A 13,812-nucleotide genomic window follows, 5' to 3' on the forward strand; every position below is an offset into this window, starting at 1 on the left:
CTAGGTCAAACAGGGCAGCAGAAAGATCGTTGGGCGTGTAGCAGGGGCGGCCCAGCGTTGCCAGAAAAGCGCTCAGGGCGGCCGGCGTCACCAGGTAGCAGACGCCACCGCTTCCATCGGGCCAGTGGGTGCGCACGCCACACCATTGATTCATGTAGATGGCGCCTGCGGCATCGTGCAACCACGGGAAGCGGCCCATGCCTTCTTGCTGCTTGAGCCACTGCGCCATGCTGGCAGCCAACTTCGGAGCCTGTACGGGGGTGCTCACCGGGCGCCCCTTCCTGCAGCAGCTTGGCGATTGGCCTGCGCGGCGCTGCTGGCCTTCTTGGCGCGCTCTTGCTGGCGCTGGTTCACGTCATCCTGCGGCGCTTCGATCTGCTCACGCAGCCACTGGCGCACCTTGCCGGCCGGCCAGCGAGTGCAGCGCGCGCCCATGCGCACCGGCTCGGGGAAGGTGCCGGCCCGCACCCGCTCGAAGATGGCCGTTGACTTCAGGCCCACCAGCGCGGACACGGCCTTGATGTCCAGCAGCGCCAGCTCTGCCAGGTCGGCAGGCAGGGCGTTGATGAAGGATACCGCCGTGCAAGGCGCGGCAGGCGAAGGGGCAGGCGCTGCGGCCTGCAAGGTGTGAAGCGTGGCGGTCATTTGCGGCCCTTTGTGAAGAAGGCCGCAGGTTCGGGGAGTCGCCCCCTATCGCACCAGACAGACAGGGGATAGATAGGATTTACCGACCATCAGGCGCGGCGCCGCTGGCGTTGGTTTGTCACTTCCTTGCGCGCTTTGCTCAAATAGGCTTTCACGGAATTTGGCGCCATTGCCCACGCATTGCCAATTTCGGCGTGTGCCACTTCGGCTTTCAATTTGTATGGGCTGGCGGTCAATTGCTGGAACTGGCGCAGCAGCTCGGCAAGGTGTGCAGGCGTCCACACGTCGCCGGGACTCTTGGCCGGCCGCAATTCAGGCACGGGTGGACTAGAGCCAGCAACGGCCGGCGCTGGCGCAAGGGTCAGCACTGGCGCAGGCGTGGGCATCAGACCCAGCGTCTGGGCATCACGGGCTGACATGGCAACTTCACTGACTTCAAACATGTCCAGGTCAGACGGCTTCTCAGCAATGTCCACCCAAAACTCATGTAACGCGGCAAGGAAGCCATTCCAGCCAACCCAATTGCGAGTTGGCTGGGTATCCCAAAACGAAATTACCAGTTGATCCGCCTGACAAAGCCAGCGTGCATCTTCTTCAACAAGGCTTGCCCAATCCCCGGGGCGGAGCTTGTAGAGCTGCAGGGGGCCATGCTCTTGCAAAACGGCAATTACTCGTTTGGCAGCCGGCTTCAAAGGTATTTCTTTGGCGTTGACGAAATACCGAACCATATCCGCCAGGCGCACTAAAGCCACTCCGCGCCCGTCCTCGCCTTCAGCCTTCAGCGGCCCCCACTTATCAACGTCATGCGGCGGCATTGCACCGCCGTGCTCTTGTTGCATGTTGCGCCTCTTCTCGCGCCCTTCGTTGAAAGAGCTGCACCAGGCAAGGAAGGGGCTCGCTGTTCGCCATTGGGGATCAGTCGCAGGCTAGGTGCAGCAGCTACTAGTTTGCCGCAGCGTAAGTAAATGCCTTGGCAACAGTTCACGTACCGGCTGCCCGGTGCTGGCGCTGGTGGCCGGCACCGTGCAGGCCTGCGGCAGCCCACAGGCGCGCATGCCCATGGCCCACCGAGGCCAGCGCGGCGCCGTGGTGGCGCTGGCCGCCGGCACAGTGCCCTGCCAGCAGCGCCAGCAGCTCGAAGCCCTGCAACTCGGTCAGCACCTGGCGCAGCAGCTCACGCACCGTCCGGCACATGAGCGTGGAGCTGTGGCGGGTGTGGAACCGTTCCACACCTAGGACGCCAACCGCGAAATAGCTTGCAGCCCACCCCTCACCAGCCATAGCAGCCCAGGCGCTACTTGCCCTGCCGCTACCGCGTTGGTGGCGTTGCATGGTGCAACACCCTTGGCCGTACAACCGAACACGAGGGGTGTTGCCCGGGGCAACACTGGCAAACGAGGTAAGGCGGCCAGCCAGTGGCCTGCAGCCCTGAATCCCGATCTGCCCGAGCGCAGCAGCTCGCACGGCCTGGCACGCAGGCACAACGCCACGGCAGGGGTGGAACCGTCCACCCCCTACAGCTCCGGCAGCTCACGCACCGCCTAGCCGGCGCTGGCAGTAAAGGCCGGTGTTGTACCGTACAACACCCCCGCGAGAACGGGCCGGTAGCAAGCTGCGGCGCCAGTGGCTGAGGCCTTGTACCCCACCAAACGCAACAGCTCACGCCCCCCTGGCACGCAGGCGCAACGCCGCGGCAGGGGTGGAACCGTTCCACCCCCCTACAGCCCTGGCAGCTCACGCCGGCCGCCGACAAGATTGACGGTCTACCGAGACCAGCGCGGCGCCGTGGTGGCGCCAACCGCCGGCGCAGCGTCCCGGCCGACAGCGCCAGCAGCTCGAAGCCGTGCGGCTCGGTCAGCACTAGGCGCAGCAGCTCACGCACCGCCTGCCGCGTGAGCGCGGCGCTGCGGCAAATGTGGAACCGTTCCACACCCGGGGCGCCTGCAACTCGAAGCCCTGCAGCCCGGTCAGCACCAGGCGCAGCAGCTCACGCACCGCCGGGCACGCAGGCACAGCGCCGTGGCAGGGGTGGAACCGTTCCACCCCCTACAACTCCGGCAGCTCACGCACCGCCTGGCCGGCGCTGGCGGCCGGCCACGTCGCCGGCACCGCGTAGGCCTGCGGCAGCCGGCGCAGCGCCCGGCCGGCAGCGCCAGCAGCTCGAAGCCCTGCAGCTCGGTCAGCACCAGGCGCGGCAGCTCACACACCGCCCGGCCGCCGCTGGCCGTAAGGGCCGGTGTTGTACCGTACAACGCCACCGCCAGCCCGGGCCGGTGGCAGGCTGCGGCGCCAGCAGCTTGAGCCTTGCACCCCACCAGGCGCAGCAGCTCACGCACCGCCTGCCGCGTGAGCGCGGCGCTGCGGCAACTGTGGAACCGTTCCACACCCGGAGCGCCTGCAGCTCACGCACCGCCCGGCCGCCGCTGGCAGTAGGGGCCGGCGTTGTACCGTACAACACCACTTCCACCGCCAACCCGGGCCGTGCCGTGTGCCGACACAACGGCGAGGCAGGGGGTGAAACCGTTCCACCCCTACAACTTCGGCACCTCGCATGCCGCCAGCCAAGCGCAGCCCAACGAGGCCAGAGCGGCTTACCTGCAAGCTCAGTGCAGACGCCTGCACCGTCAGGAGCGGCCACACCAAGCGCGCGCAACGCTGCGGCGCGGGGTGAATCTTTCGCGCGGCTTTGGCAGGGAGTGATGCGAGCACCAGGCACACAGGCCCGCCTAGCCTGCTCATGGCTGGCCGTTCGTGGGCGTATGCAGCTTGCGCCTCACCGTGGGCCGCAAAGCGACAGAGGGCCCTAAAAGGCTTCAACCCCCCCACCCCAAAAACTCGCGCGCATAAAAATCCGATGAACCGATCGGTCCTGGAACTCGATTACACAAAGTTTTTGGCCCCCCCTACCCCCGGTCGGCCGCGTGTCCACCCCCACGGGCAGCAGCTCGCACACCATCAAGGCACCGGCCATGCGCCGGCCTACAGCCTCTGGTGCGCCACCCCACCACCTAGGAGAAGACAGAAGAGAAGAGGAAGAGTCCTTCCCCTTCCCTTCCTTCCTTTGTCCCCGCTGTCCCCGCCGTGTCCCCGCTCTGTCCCCGCCGCTTTTCCACCCTGCCGGACCCACTCAGCGCCTTACAGATCAAGCACTTAGCCCACGCTTGCCGGCTTGTCCCCGCTGTCCCCGCTCACAAATGCCGCTGCACCGAGTCGTTTTGCCTTCTGGTGCCGCCTTCCGCAGCCCTTTCAAGCCGTTTTCCCGCGCGAAGAGTGGCCCCGCTCGCCGCCCCCCGGCGGCACACGGCAGCACCCGGCCCCGGGCCGATGGCGCCTACGGCCACACCGAGGCAGCCGGCGCGGTGCCGGCCAAGTCGAAAGCAGGAAAGACAACACCCGGCAGTGCCGGGCGTGGAAGTGATGGACGAAGCGTCAGCCCTTCAGGCTGCCGCGCTTCGCAAGGGCCGCACATCGGCTCCGGCCCGCAGCCTGTCCAGGTAGTCGGCCCACGCCTGCATCATCTGCCGGCGCTGCTCTACGAACTCGGTGCGGTTGTAGGCCCGGCCCAGCGTGTCCTTCACGCTGTGGGCCAACTGCGCCTCAATGACGGCATCGGGCACACCCAGCCGCTCGGCCAGCATCGTGCGCGCCATGGCCCGGAAGCCGTGGCCTGTCATCTCGTCCTTGGGGAAGCCCATGCGCCGCAGCGCCGACAGCACCGCGTTTTCGCTCATGGGGCGCTGCGCGGTGCGCAGGCTGGGGAAGACGTAGGCACTGCGGCCCGCGGTCAGCGGCTGCAGCTCCCGCAGGATCGCCACCGCCTGGCGGCTCAGGGGCACCAGGTGGGCAGGCCCTGAAACCTTCTCCTGTACGGTGCGCTTCATGCGCTCGCCCGGGATGGTCCACATCCCCGCCTCAAGGTCGAATTCCGCCCACTCGGCTTGCCGCAACTCGCCCGGCCGCAGGAACACCAGCGGCGCCAGCGCCAACGCGGCCCGCGTCACCGGGTGGCCTTGGTAGTCGGCCACCGCCCGCAGCAGCGCGCCCACGCGCAGCGGGTCCGTGATGGCCGCGTGGTGCTTGACCACCACCGGGCGCAGGGCGTCCCGCAGGTCGGCCGCCGGGTTGCGCTCGCACGCCCCGGTGGCGATGCCGTACCGGAACACCTGCCCGCATGCCTGCTTGACGCGGTGCGCCGTCTCGATGGCGCCCCGGGCTTCCACCCGGCGCAGGCACTCCAGCAGCATCGGCGCCGTGATGCCGGCCAGCGGCAGCCGGCCCAGCCAAGGAAAGATGTCTTGCTCCAGGCGTATGCGGGTGCGCTCGGAGTGCCCGGCACTCACCCGGCCGGCGTGGACCGTGCCCAGCCACTCGCGGGCCACGGCCTCGAAGCTGCCCGCGGCAGGCAGTCCCGCCGCCTCGCGCCTGGCGTCGAGCTGCTGGCGCTGCTGCTCCGCCTTGTCGGCTTTGCAGGCCTCGCTGGGGTTGATGCCGTCCGCGATCTGGCGCCGGGCTTCGTCCCGCCGGCCGCGCGCCTGCTGCAGCGTTACTTCCGGGTACGTGCCCACGCTCAACAGCCCTTCCCGGCCGGCGATCCAGTAGCGCAGCCGCCACCAGCCCTTCCCGTTGGTTTGCACGTGCAGGGACAGCCCGCCGCCGTCCTGCAGCGGCTTGGGCTTGGTGCCTGTGTCGGCCGCCGTCTTGATTGCCGCCTTGATCGCCCTGTCCGTCAGGGTGTTGATTGCCGCCATGGTGAAGCGCCCTTTCAGCCGCCGCGCTGGTGCCGGGGCTACCGGATAGGTCCGAGGCCTGTTATCCGGTCCCCCCGGAGTTATCCGGAAAGTTATACGGGCGATTGTCCGGCTTCAGGCGGTCTTATACGGAGTCATGCGGACATGAAAAAAGCCCTAGAGCGTTGATTCTCTAGGGCTTTTCGGTCTTTTGCGGCCTTAGCCGGACCTATGAATGGTGGAGCCGGGGGGAATTGAACCCCCGTCCGCAAGCCATCACCGGACAGTTCTACATGCTTAGCTGACTGATTTGAGTCTCGCCCCGCAGGTCGCGCAGCAGCACGCTACCTGCGAAGCCAGTCACTTGATCTCGCTACCGACCGAGTGACCCGGTCAGCAACCAGCCGATGTGAATGACCTCTCAGCCCTTGCGGGCCCGGCCCATCGGCCTGCCGTTGAGAGGCTCACCGGTGTTAAGCGGCGAGAGCGAAACGTTCGTCGTTCGCAGTTACTTTGTTCCAGTGGATTTACGAGCGAACTGGTGCTCGGCATGCCCTGCGCCGGATCCGCACCCACGTCGAAACCGGGTCGGCCCCTTTGCACAGAAGTCCACTAGTTTAAGGCATTCCCAACCACTTCAAGAGGACCAGGGGATTTTCAATCACGGCGTCCGCGCCCCACTCGTGCACGGGCTCGCCCTCGCCCAGGTAGCCCCAGGCGGCCGCCAGCGTGGCCATGCCGGCGGCACGGCCGGCCTGCACATCGCGCAGGTCGTCGCCCACGTACACGCATTCCTGCGGCGCCACGCCCGCGCGGCGCGCGGCCTCCAGCAGCGGCTCCGGGTGCGGCTTGGCATGTGCCGTGGTGTCGCCGCAGATGAGGGCGGCTGCGCGCTCATGCAAGCCCAGCCCGCGCACCACCGGCTCGGCAAAGCGCGCGTGCTTGTTGGTGACGATGCCCCAGGGCAGCGCCGCGCGCTCCAGCGCCTGCAGCACGGCCACCATCTCGGCAAAGACGGCCGTGCGCAGCAGCAGGCCGTCTTCGTAGCGCTGCAGGAACTCGTCGCGCAGCGCCTCGAAGCCTTCCTGCCCCGGCGCCACGCCGAAGGCCGCGCCCACCATGCCCCGAGCGCCTGAGCCCACCATGGGGCGCAGCCGCTCGTAGGGCAACTCGGCCAGGTCGCGCGCCACGCGCATGGCGTTGGCGGCACCGGCCAGGTCTGGGGCGCTGTCTATGAGCGTGCCGTCCAGGTCGAAGAGCACGCAACGGATGGAAGCAGTCATGGGCAGAACAGCGGCCACGCTCAGCCCGGCTTGCGCAGGGCAAAGAGGTAGTTGACGCTGGTGTCGTTGCTCAGCGCGTAATGGCGCGTGAAGGGGTTGTATTCCAGCCCGCGCGTGCGCTGCAGCTCCAGCCCGGCGTCGCGGCACCAGCGCGCCAGCTCGCTTGGACGGATGAACTTCTCGTATTCGTGCGTGCCGCGCGGCAGCAGCTTGAGCACGTACTCCGCGCCCACGATGGCCAGCAGGAAGGCCTTGGCGTTGCGGTTGAGCGTGGAGAAGAACACCCAGCCGCCGGGCTTGACCAGCGTGGTGCAGGCGCGCACCACCGACTCCGGCGCGGGCACGTGCTCCAGCATCTCCATGCAGGTCACGACGTCGAAGCTCGCGGGCCGCTCGGCCGCCAGCGCCTCGACGGCGATTTCGCGGTAGTCCACGTTATGCACGCCGGACTCCAGCGCGTGCAGCTGCGCGACCTTCAATGGCTTGACGGCCAGGTCTATGCCCAGCACCTGCGCGGCACCGCGCTGCGCCATGGCTTCGGACAGGATGCCCCCGCCACAGCCCACGTCGAGCAACTGCTTGTTGGCCAGCGGCACCAGGGAATCGATCCACTGCAGCCGCAGCGGGTTGATCTGGTGCAGGGGACGGAATTCACTCTCGGGATCCCACCAGCGGTGGGCGAGCTCGCTGAACTTGGCCAGCTCCTGGGGGTCGGCGTTGATCATGGCGCGCATCGTAGCGGTACTAAAAAGCACAAACCCCGCCGGGGCGGGGTTTGTGACTCAAGCGGTCCGGGAAACCGGATTACTTGTTGCGCGTGCCGACCACTTCGATTTCGACGCGGCGGTTCTTGGCGCGGCCGTCGGCAGACTTGTTGTCGGCCACGGGCTGCTTCTCGCCCTTGCCTTCGGTGTACACGCGGTTCTTCTCGATGCCCTTGCTCACCAGATAGGCCTTCACGGCTTCGGCGCGGCGCACCGACAGGCGCTGGTTGTAGGCATCGGTGCCGACGGAGTCGGTGTGACCCACGGCGATGATGACCTCCAGATTCACGCCACCGGTCTTGCCGACCAGCTCGTCCAGCTTGGAGCGGGCTTCGGGCTTGAGCACAGCCTTGTCGAAGTCGAAGAAGGCGTCAGCGGCGTAGGTGACCTTCTCGCTCACCGGGGCCGGCGGCACCACGGCCGGAGCCGGAGCCGGGGCGGGAGCCGGAGCCGGAGCAGCAGCCACCGGAGCCACAGGGGCGGGAGCCGGCGGCTTCAGGGCGCCGTCGCAAGCCTGGTCAGCCGTGGCCGGCGTCCAGGTGGAGTTGCGCCAGCACAGTTCGTTCGTACCGTTCTTGACGACCGTGCCGTCCGTGGCACGCCAGTTATCAACCGTCTGGGCAAAGGCACTCGACAGCGGGGCAGCAAGCGCGGCCGATGCAAACAGCACCGCCACGGCATTCAGTTTCTTCATTGATTCTCCTCTCAAGGAAAGCCGCAGGACTCTGCGAAACGTCCGAATCGGAAGCAAGAAAACCCGGCAAACACCCGGTCTCGCGAGCGATCACCACCGACGACCCATTGTGCCATCGGGGCTTCTTGACTCCTCCATTTTGGCTCGCGCCTCCCCAAGCGGCCTCCACCCCTGTTGCGCGGCTGCGACAAGCTGCGCGGCTTAGAATCGCCGATCCGCTGCTTCTTTTTAATGCGGAGCCAGCTTCGCGCCCGCGCGCGACGGCCGAGCCCGTCTGCCCATGACCCAGTTCGCCAAGGAAACCCTGCCCATCAGCCTCGAAGAGGAGATGCGGCGCTCGTATCTCGATTACGCCATGAGCGTGATCGTGGGCCGTGCCCTGCCTGACGCGCGAGACGGCCTCAAGCCCGTGCACCGCCGCGTGCTCTACGCGATGCACGAGCTCAACAACGACTGGAACCGCCCCTACAAGAAGTCCGCCCGCATCGTCGGCGACGTGATCGGTAAGTACCACCCTCACGGCGACAGCGCGGTGTACGACACCATCGTGCGCATGGCGCAGGACTTCTCGCTGCGCCACATGCTCGTGGACGGCCAGGGCAACTTCGGCTCGGTGGACGGCGACAACGCCGCGGCCATGCGCTACACCGAGATCCGCCTGTCCAAGATCGCCCACGAGATGCTGGCCGACATCGACAAGGAAACCGTCGATTTCGGTCCCAACTACGACGGCTCCGAGAAGGAGCCGCTGGTGCTGCCCACGCGGCTGCCCAACCTGCTGGTCAACGGCAGCGCCGGCATCGCCGTGGGCATGGCCACCAACATCCCGCCGCACAACCTCAACGAGGTGGTGGACGCGTGCCTGCACCTGCTCGGCAACCCGCAGGCCACGCTCGATGAGCTCATGGAGATCATCCCGGCGCCGGACTTCCCCACTGCCGGCATCATCTACGGCCTCTCCGGCGTGCGCGAGGGCTACCGCAGCGGCCGCGGCAAGGTGGTCATGCGCGCGCGCTGCCACTTCGAGGACATCGGCAAGAACGGCGAGCGCCAGGCCATCGTCGTCGACGAGATCCCCTACCAGGTCAACAAGAAGACGCTGCTGGAGCGCATCGCCGAGCTGGTCAACGAGAAGAAGCTCGAAGGCATCAGCCACATCCAGGACGAGTCCGACAAGTCCGGCATGCGCGTGGTCATCGAGCTCAAGCGCGGCGAAGTGCCGGAGGTGGTGCTCAACAACCTCTACAAGCAGACGCAGCTGCAGGACAGTTTCGGCATCAACATGGTCGCCCTGGTGGACGGCCAGCCCAAGCTGTGCAACCTCAAGCAGCTGCTGGAGATCTTCCTGGAGCACCGCCGCGAGGTCGTGACGCGGCGCACCGTGTACGAGCTGCGCCGTGCGCGCGAGCGCGGCCACGTGCTCGAAGGCCTGGCCGTGGCGCTGGCCAACATCGACGAGTTCATCGCCATCATCAAGGCCGCGCCCACGCCGCCGCTGGCGCGCAGCGAGCTCATGGCGCGCAGCTGGGATTCGTCGCTGGTGCGCGAGATGCTCGTGCGCGCCCAGGCCGATGCCATCGGCGGGCGCGAGGCCTTCCGCCCCGAGGGCCTGCCCACGCACTACGGGCTGCAGCCCGACGGGCTCTACCGCCTCTCCGACGAGCAGGCGGGCGAGATCCTGCAGATGCGGCTGCAACGGCTCACCGGCCTGGAGCAGGACAAGATCATCGGCGAGTACCGCGACGTGATGGCCACCATCGCCGACCTGCTCGACATCTTGTCCAAGCCCGCGCGCGTGACCGTCATCATCAGCGACGAGATCAAGGCGCTGCGCGCGGAGTTCGGCCAGGCCAAGGTCGGCGCGCGCCGCTCCACCATCGAGCACAACGTGCAGGAGCTCGGCACCGAGGACCTGATCACGCCCACCGACATGGTCGTGACGCTCTCGCACACGGGCTACATCAAGAGCCAGCCGCTGGCCGAGTACCGCTCGCAAAAGCGCGGCGGCCGCGGCAAGCAGGCCGCGCAGACCAAGGAAGACGACTGGATCGACCAGCTCTTCATCGCCAACACGCACGACTGGATCCTGTGCTTCTCCAACCGCGGCCGCGTGTACTGGCTCAAGGTCTGGGAAGTGCCGCAGGGCGGGCGCACCTCGCGCGGCAAGCCCATCGTCAACATGTTCCCGCTGCAGCCTGACGAGAAGATCACCGTCGTGCTGCCGCTCACGGGCGAGTTCCGCACCTTCCCCGGCGACCACTACGTGTTCATGGCCACGGCGCTGGGCACGGTCAAGAAGACCTCGCTGGACGAGTTCGCCAACCCGCGCAAGGCCGGCATCATCGCCGTCACGCTGGACGAGGGCGACTACCTCGTGGGCGCGGCGCTGACCGACGGCCAGCACGACGTGATGCTGTTCTCCGACGGCGGCAAGGCCGTGCGCTTCCCCGAGGACGACCTGCGCCCCATGGGCCGCAACGCCCGCGGCAACCGCGGCATGAACCTGGAGCCCGGGCAAAGCGTGATCGCCATGCTCGTGGCCGAGGACGAGTCGCAAAGCGTGCTCACCGCCACCGAAAACGGCTTCGGCAAGCGCACGCCCATCGCCGAGTACACGCGCCACGGCCGCGGCACCAAGGGGATGATCGCCATCCAGCAAAGCGAGCGCAACGGCAAGGTCGTGGCCGCCACGCTGGTGCGCGAGGCCGACGAGATCATGCTCATCACCGACCGCGGCGTGCTCGTGCGCACCCGCGTGGCCGAGATCCGCGAGATGGGCCGCGCCACGCAGGGCGTGACGCTGATCGCGCTGGATGACGGCGCCCGCCTGGGTGGCCTGCAACGCATCGTCGAGAACGACGCCAACGTGGACGGCGCAGCCGCCGCCGACCCTGCCGCCGACGCCGGCGAGGAGAACAGCTGATGTGGAAATCGATCGCGCTGGCCGCGGCGCTGGCCGTGGCCGGCGCCGGCGCCCACGCGCAAAGCAAGAAGGAGCTGGCGCAAAAGGCCGTGCAACTGCAGGCTGAAGGCGTCGAGGGCATTGGGCGCAGCATCGCCGACCAGACGGCCAACCAGGTGCTCAGCGCCGTGGGCCCGGCGCTGCAGGCCGTGCCGCCGGAAAAGCGCGAGGCCACGGCCAAGGACTTGCAGGCCGAGGTCAAGAAGTTCCACGCCGAGATCGAGACCGTGCTGCGCAAGCGCGCCGCCGAAGCCGGCCCCGCCACGCTGGGCGCGCTGCTGGAGTCGCGCTTCAGCGAGGACGAGCTCAAGACGCTCATCGCCTGGCTCGAATCCCCCGTGTCCAAGAAGTTCGAGCAGATCGTCCCCGAGATGCACCAGGCCCTGTCGCAAAAGGTGGTGGCCGACACCAAGGGCACCGTGGAGCCGCGCCTGAAGGCACTGGAAGCCACCCTGCGCAAGCGGCTGGAGGCCGGCGGCGCCCAGCTCTCGGCCCCCGCGGCCGGCAGCGCGCCCGGCAAGAAGTGAGCGAGGCCCGCATGAAGCAGCGTCCCTACAACTTTTCCGCCGGCCCGGCCGCGCTGCCGGCCGAGGTGCTGGAGCAGGCCGCCGCCGAGATGCTGGACTGGCACGGCAGCGGCATGGGCGTGATGGAGATGAGCCATCGCGGCAAGGAGTTCATCTCCATCGCCCACCAGGCCGAAGCCGACCTGCGCCGCCTGCTGGCCGTGCCGCCCAACTTCCACATCCTGTTCATGCAGGGCGGCGGCCTGGCCGAAAACGCCATCGTCCCCATGAACCTGAGCGCCGGCGCGGCGGCGGACTTCGTGGTCACCGGCAGCTGGTCGCAGAAGTCGTTCAAGGAAGCCAAGAAGTATTGCGACGCGCAGCTCGCCGCCACCAACGCCGTGGAGGGCCGCCACACCACGCTGCCTGCCCCGGCCTCGTGGAAGCTGCGCCGCGAAGCGCGCTACGTGCACCTCTGCAGCAACGAGACCATCCACGGCGTGGAGTTCCACGAGCTGCCGGACCTCCAGGCGCTGGGCAGCGGGCTGCCGCTGGTGGTGGACTGCTCCTCGCACATCCTCTCGCGCGCCATCGACTGGTCGCGCGTGGGCCTGGCCTTCGCCGGCGCGCAAAAGAACATCGGCCCCGCGGGGCTGACCCTCGTCATGGTGCGCGAAGACCTGCTGGGCCACGCCATGTCGGTGTGCCCCTCGGCCTTCGACTACAAGACCGTGGCCGAGCACGGCTCCATGTACAACACGCCGCCGACGTATTCCATCTACATCGCCGGGCTGGTCTTCCAGTGGCTGCTGCGCCAGGGCGGCGTGGCCGAGATGGAGCGCCGCGCCATCGAGAAGGCCACCCTGCTCTACGGCGCCATAGACGGCTCCGGCTTCTACAGCAACCAGGTGGATGCCGGCTGCCGCTCGCGCATGAACGTGCCCTTCTTCATGCCGGACGAGCGGCTGTACGCCCCCTTCCTGGAAGGCGCCGCCGAGCGCGGGCTGCTGCAGCTCAAGGGCCACAAGTCCGTGGGCGGCCTGCGCGCCTCCCTCTACAACGCCATGCCGCTGCAAGGCGTGCAGGCGCTGGTGTCCTACATGACCGAGTTCCAGGCGCGCCATGGCTGACCACGACGACACCCTCCCCCAGGACCTGCCGGGCCTGCGCGTGCGCATCGACGCGGTGGACCGCGAGCTGCTGGCGCTCATCAACCGCCGCGCCGCGCTGGCGCACGCCGTGGGCGAGATCAAGAAGAAGGAAGGCTCACCCGTCTTCCGCCCCGAGCGCGAGCAGCAGGTCATAGAGAACCTCAAGTCCATCAACCCCGGACCGCTGAAGAACGAAAGCCTGGCGCCCATCTGGCGCGAGGTCATGTCCGCCTGCCGCGCGCTGGAGACGCCCACGCGCGTGGCCTTCCTGGGCCCGGCGGGCACCTTCAGCGAGGAGGCGGCGCTGAACTACTTCGGCAGCTCCATCGTCCGCGTGCCTTGCGCGAGCATCGACGAGGTGTTCCGCGCCACCAGCGCCGGCTCGGCCGACTTCGGCGTGGTGCCGGTGGAGAACTCCACCGAGGGCGCCGTGGCCCGCTCCATGGACCTGTTCCTCACCACGCCGCTGAACATCGTGGGCGAGACCAGCCTGCTGGTGCGCCACAACCTGCTGCGCCTGCGCGAGGATCTGCAAGGCATCACCGCCGTGTGCGCCCACCCGCAGGCCCTGGGCCAGTGCCACGAGTGGCTGTCGCAGCACCTCCCGGGCGTGGAGCGGCGTCCCGTCACCAGCAACGCCGAAGGCGCACGGCTGGCCTCCAAGGACCCGTCGCTGGCCGCGCTGGCCAGCACGCGCGCGGGCAACGAGTTCGGCCTGCACGTGGTCGCGCCCGGCGTGCAGGACGACCCGCGCAACCGCACCCGCTTCGTGATGGTGGCCGACCCGCTCAAGCAGCCCCTGCCCGCGCCCTCCGGCGTGGACTGCACCAGCCTCGTGATCGCCGTGCCCAACCTGCCCGGCGCCATGCACGACCTGCTGGTGCCGCTCAAGGATGCGGGCGTGTCCATGAGCCGCTTCGAGTCGCGCCCGGCGCGCTCCGGGCAGTGGGAGTACTACTTCTACATCGACCTGCAGGGCCACCCCGACGAGCCGCGCGTCGCGCAGGCGCTGCAGGTCCTGCGCGCCAAGTGCAGCTTCTTCAAGCTGTTGGGCGGCTACCCGCTGGACAGGCACTGAGC

Annotated in this window: 12 protein-coding genes and 1 other RNA gene; 4 read left to right on the plus strand and 9 right to left on the minus strand. The window is 68.0% G+C overall.

The genetic code is table 11. The annotated features are described in order from the left end of the window. The 9 genes from ALA01S_RS08475 to ompA form a co-directional block, all read right to left on the minus strand. Positions 1-268 (minus strand): hypothetical protein (locus ALA01S_RS08475; RefSeq protein ID WP_157118849.1); only part of this gene is annotated, 268 nt, incomplete at its 3' end. After that, positions 265-645, minus strand: a complete 381-nt coding sequence (locus ALA01S_RS08480) for a helix-turn-helix transcriptional regulator (protein WP_066334706.1) — start codon at positions 643-645, stop codon at positions 265-267. The genes ALA01S_RS08475 and ALA01S_RS08480, both read right to left, overlap by 4 nt. Before the next feature lie 89 nt (positions 646-734). After that, entirely contained in the window at positions 735-1,484 is a 750-nt protein-coding gene (locus tag ALA01S_RS32720; protein ID WP_157118850.1) for a hypothetical protein, read from the minus strand. Between the two features lie 142 nt (positions 1,485-1,626). Then, on the minus strand, positions 1,627-1,875 hold the full coding sequence (locus ALA01S_RS08490) for a hypothetical protein (protein ID WP_157118851.1): 249 nt from the start codon (positions 1,873-1,875) through the stop codon (positions 1,627-1,629). A 2,207-nt stretch (positions 1,876-4,082) separates the two neighbouring features. Then, positions 4,083-5,393 (minus strand): tyrosine-type recombinase/integrase, encoded by a 1,311-nt coding sequence (locus ALA01S_RS08495; RefSeq protein ID WP_084267351.1) that lies wholly within the window; start codon positions 5,391-5,393, stop codon positions 4,083-4,085. A gap of 215 nt (positions 5,394-5,608) precedes the next feature. Beyond that, positions 5,609-5,968, minus strand: a transfer-messenger RNA (tmRNA) gene (gene ssrA, locus ALA01S_RS08500). A 21-nt stretch (positions 5,969-5,989) separates the two neighbouring features. Continuing rightward, the gene (gene gph, locus ALA01S_RS08505) at positions 5,990-6,655 is read right to left on the minus strand and encodes a phosphoglycolate phosphatase (protein WP_066334714.1); all 666 of its coding nucleotides are present in this window, start codon (positions 6,653-6,655) and stop codon (positions 5,990-5,992) included. 20 nt (positions 6,656-6,675) lie between these two features. Continuing rightward, complete coding sequence (gene ubiG, locus ALA01S_RS08510) at positions 6,676-7,380, minus strand: bifunctional 2-polyprenyl-6-hydroxyphenol methylase/3-demethylubiquinol 3-O-methyltransferase UbiG (RefSeq protein ID WP_373862983.1); 705 nt, start codon at positions 7,378-7,380, stop codon at positions 6,676-6,678. Between the two features lie 79 nt (positions 7,381-7,459). Next, a complete protein-coding gene (ompA, locus tag ALA01S_RS08515; protein WP_066334718.1) occupies positions 7,460-8,113 on the minus strand; it encodes an outer membrane protein OmpA in 654 nt (217 codons plus the stop codon). Between the two features lie 280 nt (positions 8,114-8,393). Here ompA and gyrA point away from each other — a divergent pair, with 280 nt between their 5' ends. Genes gyrA through pheA form a run of 4 tightly spaced genes read left to right on the plus strand, consistent with a single transcriptional unit; the run spans position 8,394 to position 13,810 of the window. After that, the gene (gene gyrA / locus ALA01S_RS08520) at positions 8,394-11,036 is read left to right on the plus strand and encodes a DNA gyrase subunit A (protein WP_066334721.1); all 2,643 of its coding nucleotides are present in this window, start codon (positions 8,394-8,396) and stop codon (positions 11,034-11,036) included. Next, positions 11,036-11,602, plus strand: a complete 567-nt coding sequence (locus ALA01S_RS08525) for a DUF2059 domain-containing protein (protein WP_066334724.1) — start codon at positions 11,036-11,038, stop codon at positions 11,600-11,602. Before gyrA ends, ALA01S_RS08525 begins: the two co-directional genes overlap by 1 nt. Before the next feature lie 11 nt (positions 11,603-11,613). Then, a complete protein-coding gene (gene serC / locus ALA01S_RS08530) occupies positions 11,614-12,711 on the plus strand; it encodes a 3-phosphoserine/phosphohydroxythreonine transaminase (RefSeq protein ID WP_066334727.1) in 1,098 nt (365 codons plus the stop codon). Beyond that, positions 12,704-13,810 carry a prephenate dehydratase gene (gene pheA / locus ALA01S_RS08535; protein ID WP_066334728.1) on the plus strand — a complete coding sequence of 369 codons (1,107 nt, stop codon included), beginning with the start codon at positions 12,704-12,706 and terminating at the stop codon, positions 13,808-13,810. Before serC ends, pheA begins: the two co-directional genes overlap by 8 nt. The last annotated feature ends 2 nt before the right edge of the window (positions 13,811-13,812 follow it).

The organism is Azohydromonas lata NBRC 102462 (assembly GCF_001571085.1).
Taxonomy (GTDB): Bacteria; Pseudomonadota; Gammaproteobacteria; order Burkholderiales; family Burkholderiaceae_C; genus Azohydromonas; species Azohydromonas lata.

Coding starts and splice junctions, on each gene's coding strand:
- pheA (WP_066334728.1), top strand. CDS start 12,704: ATGGCTGACCACGACGACACCCTCCCCCAGGACCTGCCGGGCCTGCGC.
- ompA (WP_066334718.1), bottom strand. CDS start 8,113: ATGAAGAAACTGAATGCCGTGGCGGTGCTGTTTGCATCGGCCGCGCTT.
- gph (WP_066334714.1), bottom strand. CDS start 6,655: ATGACTGCTTCCATCCGTTGCGTGCTCTTCGACCTGGACGGCACGCTC.
- ALA01S_RS08495 (WP_084267351.1), bottom strand. CDS start 5,393: ATGGCGGCAATCAACACCCTGACGGACAGGGCGATCAAGGCGGCAATC.
- ubiG (WP_373862983.1), bottom strand. CDS start 7,380: ATGATCAACGCCGACCCCCAGGAGCTGGCCAAGTTCAGCGAGCTCGCC.
- serC (WP_066334727.1), top strand. CDS start 11,614: ATGAAGCAGCGTCCCTACAACTTTTCCGCCGGCCCGGCCGCGCTGCCG.
- ALA01S_RS08480 (WP_066334706.1), bottom strand. CDS start 645: ATGACCGCCACGCTTCACACCTTGCAGGCCGCAGCGCCTGCCCCTTCG.
- gyrA (WP_066334721.1), top strand. CDS start 8,394: ATGACCCAGTTCGCCAAGGAAACCCTGCCCATCAGCCTCGAAGAGGAG.
- ALA01S_RS08525 (WP_066334724.1), top strand. CDS start 11,036: ATGTGGAAATCGATCGCGCTGGCCGCGGCGCTGGCCGTGGCCGGCGCC.
- ALA01S_RS32720 (WP_157118850.1), bottom strand. CDS start 1,484: ATGCAACAAGAGCACGGCGGTGCAATGCCGCCGCATGACGTTGATAAG.